The following is a 20,840-nucleotide window of genomic DNA, read 5'->3' as shown; positions in this document are numbered from 1 at the left end:
ATATCCTTTATAGCCTGATATGGGCTATAAAGGATATTTAAACTAAATACCGCTGATATTTTATGCTATCCTTCGGTTTTCAACGTTCCCAAATACGCAACCAAATCGACCATTTCTTCCTCATTCATAACCTTGTGCAAGCCTTCGGTCATTAACGATTTTTCCATGGCCGTTAATTTATCAATATCATTTAAATTTACAGTAATTTGAGTTCCTCCCATCATTTTCAAGGTAAGTTCATCTTCTGTTCTGCTCAGAATATAGCCGGTATACGTTTTACCATCCTTCATTGCTAGGGTATAACCTTCATAGCCAAAACTAATTCCTGCACTAGGGTCGATAATATTGGAATACAAAAAGTTCTTCGACAACTTGTTTCCAATATCAGAAAGTGATGGTCCGAATTCTATTCCACTTTCGCCAGCTACATGACAGGCACTGCAATACATACTATAAATCTCTTTTCCTTTATCCGAGTTCCCTGTACGCTCGACCAAAGCATTAATATCGAGGTCGCCAACTGAATCTTCGTCTAAAAAGTTGGGCGCACTATTGCGAATAAGGCTATCTCGACTACTCATTAATTTTAAGACCGCCGTTTTTTTATAGGCATTATCCAATTGATCCGCTTTTAGAAAATCATACAATTTATGTTGCCCTTCATAGGTATTTCCAAGACCCTCAACGATATTGCGCTTTAGGGGAAGTGAGAGATTTTTACTAAAAAGACTTTCTGTTAATATATCGACGGCATCGGTACTTCTAATGCTTCCGAGCAACCCAAGTAGTTGCATCTTGTTAGATTCTGGCACTTCTGATTGAAGATAGTCTTGAACCAACGATTTACCCCCAAAATCGAACAGCACATCGGCCGCTTCCTTTCTAAGGTCTATATCTATGTTACTTTTAGATAAAACTCGAAACAAAGCCTGATTCTGGTCTTTAAGCTTTAAATTCTGAATGGTCATCAACCATTCCGGTGTTCCCTCGATTTGCGGTAGAATATTTTTAACCACTTGGGTATTCTTTCTGGAATTATTTACAAAATCTTTATCCAACTGCCCAACCGCCAATGCTTTCAATTTTTTGCCGATCGGATGCTCCGTCGTCAAACAGTTCATGAGAATCGCATTCTTTTTAGGATGCTCTTTAAAACTGAATGCTCTAAAATAAGAAGGCAACCTTTCATCTGAAACGTTTTCGTTTTTGATTATCTCTGCCAACATAGGCACCGTTTCAGAGGCCCGAACACGCCAAACAATGTCTTTCCCTTTGGCATCTATCCAATCATTACCGATTCTGTTCTTCCATGCATTAAAATAAAGATCAGGGTATTGATCCGAACCAATGCCTAAGGCTTCCAAGTACCAGCGGTCACCGGCCTCATGCTGTTCCGCCAAAATTGCCCAAAGCTGCGCTGCCTTGGGTGTACCCAAATACGCAAGCGCAATGGCAACTTCGCGCCGTACCTGGGGTGAAGGGTCATTTACTACCTTTTCAAGATAACCCTCCAGTGAAGCACCGTCAGCCGCAAATTTTGCCATCCGTACGCCTTGAGCTCTAAATTTACTATCTCCATCTAATAACGCCATATCCATATACACATCGGCTTTTGCAGATATATTCACGCCCAACCACAGCGCCCGTGCTTTTGAAGTACCACCTTTGGCTATCAATTGCTTTAAAATCGGTTCACTGTTTTCTCCCATGGCATTGAGTTTTTGCCACGATTGGTAAAAGACATCCATATTATCGGATAAAAGTCCTTCTGCGGCCCCTTCTCCAGTGTTAAAATCATATCTCACGGGTTGATAGCCCTTTTTGGTGGACAAATGGTATATTCTTCCTCGTGAAATATCCTCGGCCTTATGGCCACCTACTCCCCCATCATACCAATCAGAAATAAAAAGCGACCCATCAGGTGCTACAGTTACATCATCAGGTCGAAACCAATCATCTTGGCTTTTTACCAAGTTTTGAATCCTTGCCTCATAACCGGCTCCCTTTTCTGAGACTATGTAACTACGCACCACATTGTGTCCCGGTTCGGCATGAATTAATTGGTTTTGATATATTTCAGGCAGCAGTTTATCTTCATATATGATAATGCCACAAGGAGATCCCGAACCGGTCTGCAACAGATTTGGAACGGTGCCCGGGTCGTTCAAATGCCAATGTCGTTTTGGTATTTCATCATGCCAGCCTGTTCTTCTTTCTCGCCAGTTTTGTCCCGTCAACATATCTTTAAAACCGTAACTGCCATTTTCCATTAAAAAGTTGATTCGAACCCCTCGATTGCCATCGTCATCATTGTCTGATTGCCATAGACCTCCGTACGAATCTATTGTCAATTCAAAAGGATTTCTGAAATTGTTTCCTAAAACCTCCACTTGAGACCCATCCCAATTGGTACGAAACGCCATACCTTCTCGAAAGGGGTTGCCCGTATTACTAATCTCTCTTCCGTGAATATCTTTAATGATGTTTCCAGCTTTATCCTTTAGCTGTCTTCCATTATTCCCGAAATTAAAGTATAATCTGCCATCTGGACCGAATACAAAGGCATGAACACCATGATCATGGTCGACACCTTCAATTCCTGTAAAAAGAATTTCTTTTGAATCGGGCACATCGTCTCCATTCTCATCGGTAAATACGAATACATTTGGACTTACCGAGACGATTATTCTGTTACCCAGTACGGCAATACCCAAAGCAGAATTGACGTCTTTGCCCTGATAGAAGACTTTAGAGCTGTCGGCCACGCCATCCCCATCGGTATCTTCTAAAATCAATATACGGTCTCCTTTATCGTCATATGTATTGTCAGGATTCGCAAAAAGGCGGTAATTTCTTCCTTCACAGACCCAAATTCGTCCTCTGGCATCAATAGCCATATTCGTAGGATTTACTACCATGGGCTCGGAAGCAAATAATTCAAGTTGTAACCCCTCTGCTATATCCATTGAGGCAAGGGCATTTTCAGGTTTACGTTTGTCTTGTTCCGAAAAAGAAGAATAATCAATTTCGGAGTCTTTCTTTTCCTGTTTACATGAGTTTAGAACTAAAATTGATAAACACGAAAACAGAAGTGTTTGCAATTTGAAAATTGTACGCATGGTTGGTTTAAATTAAAGGTTTGTTGTATTTTGATTCTAAAAGTAGGGAAAAATGGCATGTCTTGGGTATCGTATTCAAGACGGCAGATATTTCTTCTGAATCTGGTCAATCGTTTGTTTTACTTAGACCACTTTATTAACCCTTTGCTGTAGCGAATGTTAATATCATTTTAATTTCATTCTTAAGAATCGAATACTTTTTTTAAAAATGGGTCGTTCTAAACCAATAATCAAACCATCAAAAATGACAGGAGAAGGAATTTTACAACTATTCGCTTATACAATACCAACCATAATCACTGGGGTTATAGCCTTCTATTTTTTTAGATTGCACACAAACAATGAAGAGGGTCGACGACGATTTCTTCTTCATAAGGATACACAACAAAGTACGTTGCCCATTCGCCTTCAAGCCTATGAACGCATGGCCTTATTTTTAGAACGGATATCTATACCAAGTCTTGTGGTTCGGGTAGCCCCCAAAACTTCTGACAAGGGTGCTTACGAACAATTGCTGATAAAAACCATCGAAAATGAGTTCGAGCATAACCTTTCACAGCAGATTTATTTATCGGATGAATGTTGGAACGTTATTAAGGCAGCAAAGAGTGCCACGATACAAATGATTCGAAAAGCCGGAATGAGTGAAACCGACTCGGCAGATAAACTTAGGGAAGATGTTTTGACCGAAACAATGGATAAGTCATCACCTTCGGCCACTGCACTAGCTTTTGTTAAGAAAGAAATCGGGGAACTTTGGTAGTTGCCTCGATTAAGCGAACATTACAATACTCGTTTCTGTTCATTCCAGTTTTATACTTCAATTCAAAATTCCTTTAGATTTCGGGATCTATTTGATTTAATTCCGTATTCTTATACTTTGCGAAATTATAACCACTCTCCCACCAAGCCGTCATTTTTTCCTTATTGAAAATCAACGAATTTGTTGTTAATACCGTCGGGGTATAATAAAAATTGATGATGGCATTATTATGTTTTGCCACATACTTTCCGATTCGAATATTTTGTTGTTCGATTCTATCAAGCATATAACTGAACATGGTTGTCAACAGTGAAAATGCGTTTTTCGAAGGCATACGATTGAAATGTGTGATTTCGGTCTGTAAAATAATGGCATCTACTTCGGTCGCGCCCCTTTTAATAGCCTCCTCTATTGGTACCATAGTGCCCAACCCGCCATCTGCATATTCACAGCCGTTCTTTTTTACTAAAGACATAAATGGAGTATAATTACATGAAATCCATATCCACTCGCAAAATTCCTCGTACGTAAAATCATTAATCGATTTATACTCCACATGATTGAGTGACAAATTCGATACCGCAGCAGCAATATCCTTATGGCTTTTTTTTAGCACTTCGAACTCATCGAACGTCAGGGTATTTTTAATTAGTTTTAGTAAATTATGGCTCTCCCCAAAAGTCTTACTGCCATGATAGAAATTTTTAAATACATTCCAATGGTTGATGGCAATATTGTCGACCCCGTGCTTTTTTTGAATGACAAACGGGCAATTACTAAAAATACTATCTTGGTTTACAGAAGTGTATACCTCTTTAATTTTTTCAATTTTACCGAGGGCTAAATGGGATATCAACAGACTTCCAGTCGAAGTGCCTAAGAAAATGTCATATTTATGGTTGAGTTCCTGAATAAGGTATTGCGCAACGCCGCCTGCAAAAGCACCCTTACTTCCTCCACCTGAAATGACCAATGCTCTCATGCTATTTTAATTTGGTGTCAATATAACGCTTTTCTTCAGGGTTTAGTTTCCCGGTCAATGCGATAATACGGTCTTTATACACTTCTTCTTTTAATAATTCATCTAATAAATCCCTTGCAAATTTCTTGAACCTCCATGAATAATGCGTCGATGCTTGAATTAAATCCAAAAGGTTGGTTTCGGTAAACCCAAAGGCTTGTTTAAGGTACTCAAATGCTCCCCTTCGTATTTCTGATGAATATTCCGGACTTGTAAAGCCACTCAATTCGTCAAAATACAGTTGGGTATTACGACCTTCATAATCATTGGTCAATATGGCCAAGGTCAACCATAACAATCGTACATTTTTGTTGGGTAGTCCAGTAATGTCTTTAGTGGCATCTAAATATCGTTTTTGATCATCGGGATAAGCCATCCATAATTTACCAAGGGTATTTTCAATCAAAAGGTAACTTTTTTCATGGAGAAAAGCTTCAATTTTTGCTTTGGGGTATACCTTAATATCCTGAACTGTGGCAACCAACCCCTTTTTCACAAGGATGTCTTCCGAGTTTAGCACTTGATTTATGATTTCATCTGGAAGTTGCTTTTGATAGTTCATCACTAAATGCTCTTTGAATTTAGTAGAGTTGGAACGATTCCAATAGTTTGAAAAGTCAAAATCTGTATCCTTTGAAACTTTTAAGTCCTTTTCCATTTCAAAAAGCAAACTCAAAGAGGTGGAGGCGTCCGCTAAACGCTTTTTTGCCGCCGCCAAAGGAATGTCTACGTTTTTTATCCAATCGTTCGCAAACGCGGACAAATTTTCACCGCTAGAACGTTCCATTTCTTCAAGAAAATTGGCAATCGTCACATTTTTGAACTTATACTTGTTCAAATAGTTCCGTATTCCGTTTTTAAAAGCGGCATCCCCAATTTGGGAACGTAACATAAATAGAGCCCATGCGCCCTTCTCATAAAAAATAAGACTTCCCGCCTTCGGATCATTAAGACTTTGGGCATCTCCCCTATCGACCAAAGCCTGCAACTCCAATAACGTTTCATATAATTTCCAATAGAAATAATCATCACCAAAAATTTCCTTTGCGGCCAAATAGGCGTAATAGGTAGCAAAACCTTCATGCAGCCAATGGCTATGGCCGTCGACTTCAGTGACCAAATCCCCGAACCATTGATGTGCTAGTTCATGGGCGTTGACGTTGATATAGTTCTTGTCTACAAAGGCAGTGGAATCGATTACGAATCCATCTGAAAAGATAGTCGCTCCTGTGTTCTCCATACCTGAATACAAAAAATCCCTTACAGGAATCTGTTTGTAATTCTGCCATGGATAGGGTACTCCGATTTCCATTTCCAAGAAATCAAAAATGCGTTTTGTGTATCTATAGGTCGGTTCAACCTTTGCACTATCTTTTGGATAATAATAATTTAAAATAGGAATACCACTTGTAGCCGTCAACTCTTGTTTGGTATAGTTACCGATAGCAAAGGCCAATAAATAACTGCTCATAGGTTGAATCATGTCGTAAGACCAGACCCTCATAGTATCTTTCAGTGAATTGTCTTCCGTATTTATGAGTTTCCCATTGGCAATGACCTGGTAATCCCTACTAAAGGTGATACTCACATCAAACACTACTTTTTCGGTCATATCGTCAAAACTGGGCAACCAATAACTGGTATACTTCCCTTGACCTTGTGTCCATATTTGTTCATTGCCAGTAATAGAGTCATCCCAACCTAAAAAATAAACGGTTTGCTTCGGATTCACCGTATAATCCAATAGCAATCGATATTTCTTCCCTTTTTTAAATGATTTCTTAATGGATATTGTTTTTCCATCATTGGAAAATTTCACTTCTTTACCATTGAGGCGCACCGATTGAAAATGCATATTCTTTGCATCCAGAAAAACGGAATCTACCGCACTTAGGGCATCAAATTCATAAGTGACCTGACCTTTGATTTGTTTTTCTTGAGGTAGGGGAACAATCGATACCTCCGCATGTAAGAAGTCTACTTTAGGCTGCTGCTGGCCAAATATAAATATGTAAAAAAGGAAAAAACAACTGCTACAGAAATATTTCATTTACAAATAAAATGGTTTGTCGTTCAAATTTAGCATTTTAGTTTGTTGCAGTTGTATGGGGTAACTCCTATTTTAGTCGCATGAACGCCAATTACCTTCAAACCCCCATTGCCTATCTCAAGGGCGTCGGCCCGAACAGGGCAGAAACGCTGCAATCGGAATTGGGTATTGGCACCTATCAAGATTTGATAAACTTGTTTCCGAACCGTTATCTCGATAAGACACATTACTATAAAATACGGGAACTGCAACGAAGTAGTGCCGAGGTTCAGCTCGTGGGCAAAATTATTCATATCAAGACCATAGAACAGAAAAAAGGGAAACGTTTGGTTGCCACTTTTACAGATGATTCGGGAGAAATGGAACTTGTTTGGTTTCGGGGACAAAAATGGATCCGCGAAAATCTGAAATTAAACACACCTTATGTCATCTTTGGAAAATGCAATTGGTACAGTGGTAAATTTTCTATGCCACACCCCGAAATGGAATTGCTTGCCACGCATGAAAAAGGTCTGAAAATTGCTATGCAACCGATTTATCCTTCTACTGAAAAACTAGCTGCAAAAGGCATTACCAACCGTGTGACCAATAAGTTAATGCAGCAATTGTTTATCGAAACCAAGGGGCAGTTCACAGAAACCTTATCGCCAAGTCTCTTGCATGAATTAAAATTAATTTCAAAAAGTGAAGCACTGTTTAATATTCATTTTCCGAAAAACCAAGAATTGCTTGCCAAAGCGCAGTTCCGTTTAAAATTTGAGGAACTGTTCTATATTCAGCTGCAATTGATTTCTAAAAATCTATCACATAAACAAAAGATAAAGGGCTATAACTTCGACCAGATTGGCGAACCCTTCAACGACTTTTATAGTAACCGACTTCCTTTTGATCTTACCGGTGCACAAAAGCGGGTTATCAAAGAAATAAGGGCTGATTTAGGCAGCAATGCTCAAATGAACCGGTTGCTTCAGGGCGATGTGGGATCGGGCAAAACAATTGTAGCGTTGATGACCATGCTTTTGGCCATTGGCAATGGTTTTCAGGCCTGTTTAATGGCTCCTACAGAGATTTTAGCGAACCAACATTTCAATGGTATCAAAGAACTACTTGAAGGTATGAACGTAAACTGTGCGCTCTTGACCGGGTCCGTAAAAAAATCGGCACGCAGACTTATACACGAACAGTTGGAAAATGGTGAATTACACATTTTGGTTGGCACCCACGCCCTTCTGGAAGACAAAGTCCAATACAAAAATCTTGGGTTGGCCGTTGTAGATGAGCAACATCGTTTCGGGGTGGCCCAACGTTCAAAATTATGGCATAAGAATGAAATTCCACCCCATATCTTGATTATGACCGCCACTCCTATTCCGCGGACTTTGGCCATGAGTCTCTATGGCGATTTGGATATTTCAGTCATCGATGAGCTCCCTCCCGGCAGAAAATCGATAAAAACGGTACATCGTTTTGATTCGAATCGACTAAAGGTTTTTGGGTTTATTAGGGATGAAATTAATAAAGGTAGGCAAATCTATGTGGTGTACCCATTGATTCAAGAATCGGAAGCTTTGGATTACAAAGATTTAATGGATGGTTACGAAAGTATCGTCCGCGACTTTCCACAACCTAACTATCAGATTTCGATAGTTCATGGTCAAATGAAACCTGCGGATAAAGATTATGAAATGGAGCGCTTCGTAAAAGGTGAAACGCAAATCATGGTGGCAACTACGGTCATCGAAGTGGGTGTAAACGTACCTAATGCATCGGTTATGATCATCGAGAGCGCAGAACGGTTCGGATTATCGCAACTACACCAATTACGAGGGCGTGTTGGCCGTGGGGCAGAACAAAGCTATTGCATTTTAATGACAGGACATAAATTATCATCAGATGCCAAAACAAGATTAGAGACTATGGTACGCACCGGTGATGGCTTTGAGATTGCAGATGTTGACTTAAAGCTTCGGGGACCGGGTGATTTGATGGGTACGCAACAAAGCGGTGTTCTAAATCTAAAAATTGCTGATATTATAAAAGACAATGATATTTTACACACGGCACGGCACCATGCGCTTCAAATATTAAAGGCTGACCCTTCTTTGGAAAAACCTGAAAATTTGGTGATTAGACATACCTATGCACAATTGGTGAAACATAAAAATATTTGGACGTATATCAGTTAGGCAACTTCAAATAAATTACCAAAATATTGATTTAAAATAGGTTATATAGATTCACCTCAAGTGAAAAAGCAATAGGAATAAACACGCTACGCCAGAAGTACTATTCAAGTTTTTATTTGTGCAACCCCTTATAGCGTAAAAGTTCCAAAAGCATTTCGGGTTCATCGGTCTGGATAATATTAGCACCATGTTTAATAAGCTCTTGAAGCATTTCTTCCCCACTGCCATATCGTATATGTGCATCTTTTTCCCCCAATGTATTGATCCAAATTCGGGCGTTGTTCTTTTTCAACAAATCGCCAACCTCTTTTGTATTAAATTTTGAATCAATATGTACCACGGGTGGTGCAAATTTTACAAGGGCAGAATCGGCCATCTTTAAAGAATAGGCCCGAGGCATAAGCAGTGCCGATTTATCCAATTGCTTGATCAGGTCCAATTGGTCGTAGTCATTATCGAAATAAAACACATCTTTCTGGATTCCTAGTGCATGAACTGCTTTTAAAATTCCTTTGACATTATCGGTTTTCATATCGACATCGATCATTATTTTTCCTTTAACCACTTTTAAAAATTCTTCAAAAGTGGGTACCGATTCCTCGCTTATTCTGCCGTAAGGGGCCTTTAATTTGAAAGTCCTTATTTCTGCCAAGGTCAAGTCTTCAACTTTGCCTGTTCCGGTAGTCGTACGATCGATAGAACTATCGTGCATTAATACTAGGTGACCGTCTTTTGTTGTTTTCACATCAACTTCGATAATATCAACCCCCAATTCAATGGCACGCAAGGAAGAAGCAATAGAGTTTTCGAAATTTCCCATGTGGGCGCCACGGTGCGCTGCAACCAAAATAGTTTTGGAAGCTGGGTTTTTAAATTCGGTCAGGGTTGTTGCAATATCCGTTGCCGTTTTGGTACTTGAACATGCGAGTCCTACAAAAAGGACGATTAGAGCGACTACTTGCTTTATAAATCTCATTCTTCGTTACTATTTAGATTGTGTTTTGTCGGTAATACAATACCTAATAAAATATTCTTAACTGATTGTTGTAGATAAGTAGGTTCTTCTAACCAGACATCTTTTTAGTTAGGTACAGGTGCACTTATTGCATCAACATACCTACCGGCCCAATATGGCAATAGATAGATATAGGGAGCATACTCGCGATTTCCATCACTTCCACCGTTGTTTCTGTAGGCCCCATTATGCAAATGCAACGTTCGTTCATCTCCGGGCAAAACCTCCGAATACGTCTGGCTTCTGAAATTCGGTTCTATTTTCGTCAAGTCTTTACGATGACTGTTGTCCACTTTCCAATCGATAAGATCCATTGGAAACTCGCGCAACCACCAGGCAGATTCTTCACTATCGATATTTTTGCTTCCGGAAAGGGCAAAAAGATAATTCCACAGTGGGTTCTTTTCAGATCGTTCTACTTCCCAGTGACTTTTTACGGTATTAAAATGTGCCGTTTTTTGTTCCTCAGAAAAAGAATAATTAACAAAACCAGGCATCGTTAAAAAATACATTTCATCATCGGAATGATTCCACTTGTCACTTAAATCCTCGCCCTCTACAAAACCGATTGTTGTAGCGGGCCGATTTGCATTCTCATCGTATCCATATTTTCGTATCAGTTTTTCGGCTGCCTTTTTATATTTTTCGTCTGTTGTAAAATGATATGCCGTTTGCAAGAAAGACAAGATAAGCGTCGAATTCAATCGACGATCTCCTACGTTGGTAGGAAAACTATTCACGTACTTCGGATTCCATTTGCCCCAGGCGGTAGGCTCTCCATTCCAATCGACTAAATACCAATTGTTGTCCATAATATGGTCCATCTCTATTTTTATTTGATGTATTGCCCTGTCTCTCCACGCTTTATCAGGTGCCAATTCAGCAAAAAGTGCATATACAAAAAAGTGTCCGCATGACTCATCACTACTCGTAGTCGATTTCCAACGCCAAATTTCATCATCTGATAAACGCCAAATTCTTCCGTTTTCTTCCACATGTTTTTTGTACCATTCTCCTGAAAATCCGTTGGCATGAAGACCAATCTCATATCCATCCCTTTCAAAAGACCTTGCCGGGAACCCTTTTAGGTCGGGAAGGCTTGTCAACCTTTCCATGGCTTCAAATGCTTCGTAAGCATTTAGTTTCGCATCTTCCGATTTTGTCACCGCATATCTAAACAATTCACCTGCTAGGTACATTGATGTCCAGAGCCCATCATTATCGGTATCGTGATTATATCCCGTAGAAAGGTCTCCTGGTGTTTGTAAGGTCAAATCTGTAGTGAAACCGTATCGAATATGACGAGACCGTTGAATTTCTTGAAAATAATCGGCCTTTTGTGCCAAAGTCATTGGCTCAAAATTAATCTTGCTCATACCCTCTTTAGTCAAGACCAAAACAGTATCGTCCGGACCCTTTTCCAAATCAACTACGTGATCATCTACCAACCAACGTTTTGAAGCATAGTAATCATATTTTCCGTCACTGCGAAGCTTGAAGGCTCCCTTGGTCGATCCAAACCATAAAGCACCACGAATGTTTTTCAGGCTAGTAATTTCCGTCCAAGGCAGTTTTTGGTTCGATTTGTTCAACGCAAAGGTTTTACGGTTCAAAGATTGAATTCCGTCTTTAGTACCCAAAACAATCTCGTCATTGTAATAACACATGGCGGTTAAGTTAGAGCCGTCATATACCTTTTCCATTGTTTTTAGCGTCAAGTCCAGTTGGTAAAGGGCATCTTCGGTGAGTATAAGAAAATGACCGGTAGTTTTATCATATTCCAGTGCTATCGGATTTAAATTGTTTACAGAAGTATTCCAAATTTTTTGTCCGTTCTGAAATACACGCAATTCGCTGTTTCCCGCCACCAAGGTCAAGAAGTCGGCTCCAATGGCCATCCCTTTAGGGTTTTGTATACCATGATCGATATAGAACTTACCGGCCCAAGCATTACTCAGAACTGCCTTGTCTGTTAAGTATATGAATTGCTCTTGATACCTACTTAAGGCCACAATATGCATATCGGTAAGCGGTCGATACTCAAAATCTTTTCTTATTTTTTTTTCATAAGGATGCAGCAACCCATTTTCGGAAAGTATTTTAATGGCTTTATTTCGATCACTGGCTATTTGCAATAGCGCTATGTTCTGTGTTTCTTCATTTAAATCGAATTTCTCTGCTCGATCTTGTAAATACGCTTGATCAGAATACCGTTGTGCGGTTGCTGTAAGTGATATGATAAGGCAAAAAGTTAATAGCAAATTTTTCATAATACATGATATTTATGTCGGCGATAAAATTAAATCTATCGCAACGGACTCCTTTCACTATTCTTGATTAATACATATAGTATATTAACCTTTCTTAATCCTTCCTAATCAATAGATTAAGTTATGGTAAAAGCGTCTTGAACAACCATCACAAATAACCACTAAACCATTGTTTAACAACATTTTAAAATTATTATAAAATTTTAAAAGTAATTATTCAAATATTTATTTTACTGAATAAAAGTACTTATAGGGGATATTTATACTGGCGAAAACGTATTAAACAAGTTAAATAAATGCAAATATTCTATGTATTATGATCAAAAATGATGGAACGATATTGTGCTTTATTATTTAGATTTACATTCTTCAAGTCTTTTATTAATAGTCGTACAATTGAAGTATTATGAATGTAACAAAAAGTATTTTTCTGGCAGGCCTGTTGGCGTTTTGCTCGTGCAAAGAACAAAAACAACCTTCAAACCTTGCGGAAGCCCCAAGTGCCCGATTTGAAAGATTGCCCTATAACAATCCTGATTTAACCGTAGATCTTGGTGTAGGGTTATGGGCCTCGCCACTACCTATGGATTATGACAATGACGGCGATTATGATCTACTGGTTTCCTGTAGTGATGTGCCTTTCAACGGAATTTTCTTTTTCGAAAACACAAGCGGTGATTCATTTCCGGTTTTCGCTCCCGCCGTTAAAGTTAGCGATGATCCCGTAAAACACATTCAAGTATCGTATGTTGATGGCGAGCCCCGGTTTTTGCGGCCTGGGGAAGAATTGAAAGACTTTAAAAATACTTTTGCCGGTACATCCGAAGCACTATACCCTGAAGATGCTTTTGGAAAATTGCATAATAAAATTCGCTTCAATCAATGGAAATATGTCGATTATGAGAATGATGGCGATTTGGATATTATTGTCGGAATTCAGGATGGCGAAGATTACGGATGGGACAATGCCTTTGATGAAAATGGGGTTTGGACCAACGGACCGCTTCATGGCTTCGTTTATCTGATCGAAAACGTAAACGGCATCTATGAATTAAAAGATAAGATTCTTGCAGGTGGAGAACCTATTGATGTCTACGGAGCCCCTACCCCAAACTTTGACGACTATGATAATGATGGTGACTTGGACATTATTTGTGGGGAATTCATGGATAAATTTACGTGGTTCGAAAATATCGGTACACGCGAAAAACCAAAATATGCCAAAGGCAAATATTTGGAAAATGACAAAGGAACCATAGCCATGGATTTGGAAATGATCCTGCCCGTTTCATTGGACTGGGATAAGGATGGCGACATCGACTTGGTTGTCGGTGACGAAGATGGTCGGGTGGCTTTCGTTGAAAATACAGGTAAAACCAAGAATGGCATGCCCGTTTTTAACGACCCAAAGTACTTTCAGCAAAAAGCGGAACATGTAAAATTCGGTGCACTGGTCACTCCTTTTAGTACCGATTGGGATGATGATGGTGATGAAGACCTTATCTGTGGGAATTCCGCAGGATATATTTCATTTATTGAAAACCTAGACGGAAAGGATACTCCAAAATGGGACGCCCCAAAATTATTGTCCGCCGATGATGAAACAATCAGGATCCAAGCTGGCGAAAGTGGTTCCATTCAAGGTCCCTGCGAGGCTAAATGGGGTTACACCACTTTATCAGTAGAAGATTGGAACAACGATGGCTTGAAGGATATTATTCTAAACTCCATCTGGGGAAAAGTTGTTTGGTACGAAAATATAGGCACAAAAGGGAACCCCAAACTTGCTGCTGAAAAGCCAATTCAGGTGCAATGGGAAGGCGAAACGCCAAAACCGGACTGGTACTGGTGGGATCCCAAACCAAATACCTTGGCTACACAATGGAGAACCACCCCTACAGCCATAGACTGGAACAAAGATGGCTTGACGGATTTGATAGTTTTGGATACGGAGGGTTATTTAAGTTATTACGAACGGTATAAAAGCGAAAATGGACTTATGCTAAGACCGGGGCAACGCATTTTTAGTTCCGGCAATGGTACATTTGATCGCAAAAATAAGTTGGTAGATTCAATCAACGGGCCGTTGCGGTTAAATGCCGAAAAATATGGTTCCAGCGGAAGAAGAAAATTAGCCTTTGGCGATTGGGATAATGATGGGGATGTTGATATATTGATTAATGGAATAAACGCCGGACTTCTTGAAAACATGGGGGAAGATGCGGAGTCAAAAACGGTAACTTTTAATTTTAAGGGTGATTTATCGGATAAAAAGTTAGCGGGCCATACTACAAACCCGACACTGGTTAATTGGGACAATGAAGGAAAACCCGATTTGCTTCTTGGCGCCGAGGACGGTTATTTTTATTACTGGAAAAATGATTGATTGAAAAGGTAAAAGTCTTCATTATGGCTTACCGATAGCCATTTAAAAAAATAGTAAACAACGAATAAGCGGACATGTCCGCTTATTCTGTTTCTATCAAGTTTAGGTAGCGCCCCATCCAGTAGGGTAAAAGCCAATACACAGGTTCCTTTTCTTGTGAAGGGTTACCGACTACGGCCTCATAGATATTATTGTCCCAACGTACCGCACGCGATTCACTTGGAGGTCGCAATGCTGTTTGCAGTTCCTCTAAAATAGGTTCCCTGACCACTTTTAGATCCTCCCGTTTGCCATTATCAATATGCCAATCGATTAAATCTAAGGGCGCATCCTTTAAAAAAGCAATGGAAGCATCAAGTTCATCACTACCTCCCGAAAGATAATTATAGGTAAAATTAACTAGGGGACTATTCGTTTTCCTGTTCTTTTCAAACCATTGATCCATATGGTCTTTATATTCCTTTTGAATTTGGGGATTATCTTCATACGTTATCAATGGAGGATAAATATACAATGCCATATAAATGTCGAAATATGTTTCCCACGCAGGGTTGGTATGGTGCAGCATTTTGGCATTCTCAAGATACCCTTCCTCATTTATCAATTTTAAATATTCGTGCTGATATTTTTTGTCTTGGGTGATATGGTATGTAAATTTCAAAAAGGAGAGTAGTTCTAGGGAATTCAACGCTTTTTCGGAAGCCCATTCCGGATCATGGTTTAACATTTGAGGTGACCATACCCCCCATTTTGTATGTTTACCATCAACGCCTATCAAATTAAAGTCATTCGCCATCAGATGATCCATGATTTTACTGAAATGATTGGCTACGCGCTTTTTTTCTTCGCTATCCGCTACGAGCGTATAATAGCAATAGTAACCGAACAAATGGCCGCAAAGTTCATCGCTGCTGGTGTCTCCTTTCCATTTCCATTTTCCATCCTTTGAAATATGCCAACGTTGTTCTACCGACTTTTGCCGTGGGTTTTCAATCAGTTCCTCGGCCAATTCCCGATCCGTATAGGTACGGTTCATATCGTGTGACTCTTCCCAAGAAATCGGTATTATCGTTCGTGCAAAAAAGCCATCAATTTCTGTCACTTCACGTAAATAGTGTAAAAAATCAAATGCTTTTTTAGCTCTTTCTTTTGCCTGAGGATTTTTTGTTGTCGCGTATCGAAACGATTCCATCGCCAAATACATTGCCGTATATTCCCCATCATTATCATCATCTTCAGGAACAATAGAAGTCGAATCTCCGGGTATTGTCAATTTGGATCTACCTACAATCCAGGGTTCCCGAACGTGACGCTGTATCAATTTCTTATAAAAGAAATCTGCTTTGGATTTAAGCGTCATTTCTTTATTCTTAATGGCGCTGACTCCATTCGCGGTGGCTACCCACGCATTTCCATTATTGTCAAAAGCAATATCCCTTACCTCATTATTCATCAACCACCGCCTACCTAAGCGAACGGAATATGCCTTTTCCCCTGGTTTAAATCGCGTAATGCCGTAATTCGTACCGACCCACATGGTGCCATTGGGCGCTTTTTTGACCACATTGATATTGGCATTCGGTATACCATCTTCGGGCAACTTTTCCGCGATTTTTTGAGTAGTATCGCGAATTGCAATACCCCCCATGCTCCCAACCCATAATTGACCCTGATTATCATAATCCAGCCCTTTTACATAAGCGCTGACGAGTTCATTATTCTTTTGATAGACCTTCGTTTCTTTATCATTGCAGTGGTAGAGTCCTACATCTGTCCCAATCAACAGCCCCCCTCTTCCGTCCGATAGGGCAGCACGTATACTTCTGGCAGAATCAAAGTTTTTTTTCTCCCATGTATCCCCGGCATACAGCCAAGTGCCATGTGGCCCTAAGGCATAGACTCCCTCTTTGGCACAAACAATCTTTGCAATGGGCGGTTTTGGCCCATCCATTTTTACTAATTCTCCAGATTTATAGGCGTAGACGGCATTCCATGTCGCCATCCATATGGTTCCTGAAGAATCTACAGCAACATCATAGGCCGGACCTTGGTCCGCACCGGTTATCATTAGTTGCCAATCTTTGGAAGTTTCTTTTTTTCGATATACACCAGCTTTTGTCGCAATCCAAATATTGGTATCGGTACCTACACATATGGCTCTTATATTATTTGCGTCAGGACTATTTCCATTGACCAAAAAGCCCTCGTGGTATTCTTGATCAAAGGGTACATCTTGATAAACCGAAGACTCGGTTGCCAATGCCTTAGTTTCTTTGGCACCTTGATTACAAGAAAATAGCAAATGACAAGACACTAAAAGATAAACTACCCTCATAACTCTGCGTATTAGATTAAGTTTGTCCTTTCGGAGTAAACTAGGGTATATAAACCTTACCAGAGCCTATAAACTTATGCGCTTGCCCAAGTCATGGCTTTCCCTAAGTTTCTCGATAACAATCATATTTTTGACAGCGTCATCGATACCGAAAGGTACGGTGGTATTGTTTAGTATGGTTTTTGAAAATGCATCGACCTGTAAGGTGTACTGGTCGCAGATATCAAATGATATCACCTCTTCATCTTCCTCTTTGACCAAAGATAGGTTTACAACCTGATCAGCGGGTGGATTAAAGGGTATTTGGAATTCAATGCTTCCTGTAGTCCCAAACAACCGAACCTGTTGCCCTTCGAACAATTGAATTGCACTAAAGAAAGTCGAACTGCCTTGATCGAATTCGAGAATTCCGGAAGCTAGAATATCTACTTCAGTCTTTGCATCGTAAGTTATCGACGCCATTACGCTTTTAGGTTCGGCATCGAACAAAAAACGTGAAATTGAAATGGGATAACATCCGATATCCATCAAACTCCCACCTCCAAAATCTTTTTTATTTACAATACTGTTCGGGTCGTCGTCAAAAAAAGAAAAGGAAGATTGTATCGTTTTTAATGTCCCTATTGCTCCTTGATCGATGAGTTCTTTAGCCTTTATCCACTGTGGATGAAATTTGTACATAAAAGCCTCCATAATTTTAAGATCCGGGTACTTTTCGGCTTCCTCCTTTAAGTACTGGGCTTGCCGACTACTCAAAGCTATCGGTTTCTCCACCAAAACATGTTTCCCCGCCTTCATAGCTTTGAGAGCCCATTCTACATGCAAATGGTTAGGCAAAGGAATGTACACTGCATCGATTTCTCCGTCATTGAGCAGGTCTTCATAAGAACCGTAAAACTTCGGGATTTGAAATTGCTTGGCAGCCTTCTCCGCTTTGGCAATACCTCGTGAAGCGATACCCACCACTTCACAAAATTCACTTTTTAGCATTGCGGGAACAACCTGTTCCATGGCTATCGTCGCCGTACCCAATATGCCCCATTTAATTCTTCCCATGCTATTCTAATAAATCTTATAAAATTCGGCTACCTTATATATTTAGTTAAAGTGTTTTACTTTTTGTTCTTGTTGAATAGTACAAAAACCAACGCCAACATGATTAAACCTGCAGTGGCCACGGCGCCTACGATAATAGGGTCTAAAGTACACTCGAGCCATTTGAGATTCTCGGGTAATTCTCTCAAAAATGTTCCCCAAATAATTATGAGGATACTAAAAATAACCGAAATAATGCCTTGAGACCGTTTGATTTTCACATTGAATATGGCCAATAAAAACAAGCCCAAAATACCACCACCAAATATTCCGGAAATTTGCCACCAAATATCAAGGGCACTTTCTGCATTGATCAATAAAAGGCTAAAAAGGATTCCGAGAAAGCCCCAAACTACAGTAGTTATGCGCAGGAAATTGATACTGCTCTTCTCAGTAGCATTAGGTCTAAAATATTTTTTATAATAATCAAGATACAATACGGTCGCAGACGAATTCAAAGCAGAATCTACGGTACTCATAGATGCTGCAAGAATGGCCGCTATAATTAAGCCTTTGAGCCCAACTGGTAATTCAGTGGCTATAAAGAATGGGAACACTTCATCACCCTTTACAATGGAAGGATCCAAAACATGGGCAGAGCCGGAATAAAAGGCAAACATGGCCGTACCTATATACAAGAATATAATGGTCAACGGTAAGTAGATAAGCATGGCAATCCAAACCGATTTTTTTGCCTTCTTCTCTGTGGCGACCGAACTATACTTCTGCGTATAGTTTTGATCGGCCATTAAGTTTCTTATATTTTCAGTTATCCCATAAATAATCATGACCCAAATGGTACGGCTACTCAATGAAAATGAACTGTCGCCCAAACTGAACTTATCGGCATCGAATGCTTTTTGAATCAGAAAATCAGGTTCTGAAAAGACCTCTGTCGTCAAAATATAAGCACTAAAGACAAGCCCCCCAATCATAATTACAGATTGCATAACATCTGTCCATATTACCGCTTCCATTCCCCCCATCAGCGTATAGGCAATGGTCAAAACACCTATAATCAAGATCAACATTTGAATATCGATATCGATAAAAGAAGTTAACAACAATGACGAGAGGTATAAGATTACCGCCGTTCGTCCTATCATAAAAAGAACAAAGGACAGTGACGCATATACGCGACCCCAATCCCCAATTTTTTCTTCCAGATATTTATATACCGAAATAATCTTATGCTTACGGTAATGCGGAATTACGTACTTGGTTACGAACCAGGTCACCGGAAGCGCGGTAAGTGCAAATATCAAGGGATGCCAATTCGAATCGAAAGCTTTTCCCGGAACAGCAATATAGGAGATACTACTTGTGTAGGCACTCATAACGGCGATACCGGCCGCCCAAGCGGGAATGCCCCTACCTGCCACCATAAACTCTTCAGAAGTTTTGGTCTTTCTTAAAAAATAAACACCCATTCCTATCATAATAAGTCCGTAGACGACTAGAATGGCCGTATCAATTGCTCCGAGTTGGTAATTCATTTTGAATGGGTTTGGTTTGGCTTCAGACCAAGAATGCGCTTCCAAAAAGCGCGCATTCCGGTCAAAAGGGGTTTACATTATTATATCATACTGATTTTGTCGAACTTCTCAATATACTGTTTGATTTCTTCGCGTTGCTTATTTTCAAATTTCCGTAACGGAAGTGCCATATAATCTTCACAAATTCCCATCACGGCCAAAGAACATTTTGTTCCTTTTGTATACCTTGATTCATATTTACCAACGCTATATATCGTATCGTAAATTTGTTTCACCTTTTGGCTCAATTCTTCAATTTTTACGACATCGTTATTTACCGAAGCGTTATAAAGATCTACAAACAATGCCGGAAAGAAATTAGCACCGCCAGCAACTGCCCCATGGCCACCACGTTTTATGGTCTCGGGCAAATATGCTTCGGTTCCCACAATAATAGCAAATTCCGGTGAGTTCTTAAATGCCTCAATAAGGGAATAGAGGTACTCAATATCCCCAGAGCTGTCTTTAACACCGATCGCACCTAATTCCTTTGCTTTTTTAATGGTTTCCACCGACAAATGTAATTTTGTACAGCTCGGCATATTATACATCATAAAAGGCAAGGGCAGTTCAGGCACCAAGCTCTCAAGGTAATCTACCATTTCGTCTTGTGAAATCGGAAAATAATAGGGTGGCGCAATAACTACAGCGTCGGCACCTGCAGTTTTTGAATGCTGGGCCATGGCTATCGATCCTTCAAAAGAAGTATCTGTTATGCCAACAAGAACAGGTACTCTACCCGCTATATATTCACATGCCTTTGTTATAAGCTCTTTACGAAGTTCATAGGTCAAACTGGGGGCTTCCCCATTTGTTCCCAATAAAAAAATACCGTGTACGCCTCCAGAGATCAAATGCTCTATAAGTCTTCTCAAACCTTTGTCATCTAATTCACCATTTTCGGTCAGTGGTGTAATCATTGGAGGGATAATTCCTTTTAATTCTAAACTCATGATTTTTCTTTAGTAGGTTACAAAGTAAATTTAAATGAAAGCGATACGCCACAATAATATTATTTAAATCTTATGTTATATTACCCTGTATATCAAAATTATTACGTAATAT

At 39.7% G+C, this 20,840-nt stretch carries 12 protein-coding genes; 3 read left to right on the top strand and 9 right to left on the bottom strand.

From position 1 onward, the window contains the following. Nucleotides 1–65 precede the first annotated feature (65 nt). Entirely contained in the window at nucleotides 66–3,119 is a 3,054-nt protein-coding gene (locus BLS33_RS00240; RefSeq protein WP_089884102.1) for a PVC-type heme-binding CxxCH protein, read from the bottom strand. Nucleotides 3,120–3,363: 244 nt separating this feature from the next. Between BLS33_RS00240 and BLS33_RS00235 the strand changes: the two genes are divergently transcribed. Further along, nucleotides 3,364–3,882 carry a DUF7935 family protein gene (locus BLS33_RS00235; protein WP_089886106.1) on the top strand — a complete coding sequence of 173 codons (519 nt, stop codon included), beginning with the start codon at nucleotides 3,364–3,366 and terminating at the stop codon, nucleotides 3,880–3,882. Between the two features lie 73 nt (nucleotides 3,883–3,955). Here the strand turns inward: BLS33_RS00235 and BLS33_RS00230 are convergent, their stop codons facing one another. Further along, a complete protein-coding gene (locus tag BLS33_RS00230; protein ID WP_089884100.1) occupies nucleotides 3,956–4,864 on the bottom strand; it encodes a patatin-like phospholipase family protein in 909 nt (302 codons plus the stop codon). 1 nt (nucleotide 4,865) lies between these two features. Next, entirely contained in the window at nucleotides 4,866–6,953 is a 2,088-nt protein-coding gene (locus tag BLS33_RS00225) for a M1 family metallopeptidase (protein WP_089884098.1), read from the bottom strand. A gap of 80 nt (nucleotides 6,954–7,033) precedes the next feature. Between BLS33_RS00225 and recG the strand changes: the two genes are divergently transcribed. Further along, entirely contained in the window at nucleotides 7,034–9,139 is a 2,106-nt protein-coding gene (gene recG, locus BLS33_RS00220) for an ATP-dependent DNA helicase RecG (protein ID WP_089884097.1), read from the top strand. A gap of 112 nt (nucleotides 9,140–9,251) precedes the next feature. On the opposite strand, the gene BLS33_RS00215 is transcribed toward recG, so the two are convergent. Together BLS33_RS00215 and BLS33_RS00210 are read right to left on the bottom strand one after the other, a co-directional pair. Then, nucleotides 9,252–10,115, bottom strand: a complete 864-nt coding sequence (locus tag BLS33_RS00215) for a glycerophosphodiester phosphodiesterase family protein (protein ID WP_089884095.1) — start codon at nucleotides 10,113–10,115, stop codon at nucleotides 9,252–9,254. A gap of 104 nt (nucleotides 10,116–10,219) precedes the next feature. After that, a complete protein-coding gene (locus BLS33_RS00210) occupies nucleotides 10,220–12,424 on the bottom strand; it encodes a hypothetical protein (RefSeq protein ID WP_089884094.1) in 2,205 nt (734 codons plus the stop codon). A 406-nt stretch (nucleotides 12,425–12,830) separates the two neighbouring features. On the opposite strand from BLS33_RS00210, the gene BLS33_RS00205 reads away from it, so the two are divergent. Continuing rightward, on the top strand, nucleotides 12,831–14,810 hold the full coding sequence (locus BLS33_RS00205) for an FG-GAP-like repeat-containing protein (RefSeq protein WP_089884092.1): 1,980 nt from the start codon (nucleotides 12,831–12,833) through the stop codon (nucleotides 14,808–14,810). Nucleotides 14,811–14,892: 82 nt separating this feature from the next. Here BLS33_RS00205 and BLS33_RS00200 read toward each other — a convergent pair whose 3' ends face one another. From BLS33_RS00200 to BLS33_RS00185, 4 genes are all read right to left on the bottom strand, one after another. Continuing rightward, nucleotides 14,893–17,145, bottom strand: coding sequence for a ligand-binding sensor domain-containing protein (locus tag BLS33_RS00200; RefSeq protein ID WP_143017547.1), 2,253 nt, complete (start codon nucleotides 17,143–17,145; stop codon nucleotides 14,893–14,895). A 66-nt stretch (nucleotides 17,146–17,211) separates the two neighbouring features. Further along, a complete protein-coding gene (locus tag BLS33_RS00195; protein ID WP_089884088.1) occupies nucleotides 17,212–18,201 on the bottom strand; it encodes a Gfo/Idh/MocA family protein in 990 nt (329 codons plus the stop codon). 56 nt (nucleotides 18,202–18,257) lie between these two features. Beyond that, nucleotides 18,258–19,736: a sodium:solute symporter family transporter gene (locus tag BLS33_RS00190; RefSeq protein WP_143017546.1), complete on the bottom strand. Its 1,479-nt coding sequence runs from the start codon at nucleotides 19,734–19,736 to the stop codon at nucleotides 18,258–18,260. A gap of 80 nt (nucleotides 19,737–19,816) precedes the next feature. Further along, a complete protein-coding gene (locus BLS33_RS00185) occupies nucleotides 19,817–20,728 on the bottom strand; it encodes a dihydrodipicolinate synthase family protein (RefSeq protein ID WP_089884084.1) in 912 nt (303 codons plus the stop codon). Nucleotides 20,729–20,840 lie beyond the last annotated feature (112 nt).

Origin of the sequence: Kriegella aquimaris (assembly GCF_900103215.1) — a bacterium.
Taxonomy (GTDB): Bacteria; Bacteroidota; Bacteroidia; order Flavobacteriales; family Flavobacteriaceae; genus Kriegella; species Kriegella aquimaris.
The sequence above is the reverse complement of the archived record's forward strand: the minus strand, read 5'-3'. Positions and strand labels throughout refer to the sequence as shown.

Coding starts and splice junctions, on each gene's coding strand:
- BLS33_RS00225 (WP_089884098.1), bottom strand. CDS start 6,953: ATGAAATATTTCTGTAGCAGTTGTTTTTTCCTTTTTTACATATTTATA.
- BLS33_RS00210 (WP_089884094.1), bottom strand. CDS start 12,424: ATGAAAAATTTGCTATTAACTTTTTGCCTTATCATATCACTTACAGCA.
- BLS33_RS00230 (WP_089884100.1), bottom strand. CDS start 4,864: ATGAGAGCATTGGTCATTTCAGGTGGAGGAAGTAAGGGTGCTTTTGCA.
- BLS33_RS00200 (WP_143017547.1), bottom strand. CDS start 17,145: ATGAGGGTAGTTTATCTTTTAGTGTCTTGTCATTTGCTATTTTCTTGT.
- BLS33_RS00185 (WP_089884084.1), bottom strand. CDS start 20,728: ATGAGTTTAGAATTAAAAGGAATTATCCCTCCAATGATTACACCACTG.
- BLS33_RS00215 (WP_089884095.1), bottom strand. CDS start 10,115: ATGAGATTTATAAAGCAAGTAGTCGCTCTAATCGTCCTTTTTGTAGGA.
- BLS33_RS00235 (WP_089886106.1), top strand. CDS start 3,364: ATGACAGGAGAAGGAATTTTACAACTATTCGCTTATACAATACCAACC.
- BLS33_RS00240 (WP_089884102.1), bottom strand. CDS start 3,119: ATGCGTACAATTTTCAAATTGCAAACACTTCTGTTTTCGTGTTTATCA.
- BLS33_RS00190 (WP_143017546.1), bottom strand. CDS start 19,736: ATGAATTACCAACTCGGAGCAATTGATACGGCCATTCTAGTCGTCTAC.
- BLS33_RS00205 (WP_089884092.1), top strand. CDS start 12,831: ATGAATGTAACAAAAAGTATTTTTCTGGCAGGCCTGTTGGCGTTTTGC.
- recG (WP_089884097.1), top strand. CDS start 7,034: ATGAACGCCAATTACCTTCAAACCCCCATTGCCTATCTCAAGGGCGTC.
- BLS33_RS00195 (WP_089884088.1), bottom strand. CDS start 18,201: ATGGGAAGAATTAAATGGGGCATATTGGGTACGGCGACGATAGCCATG.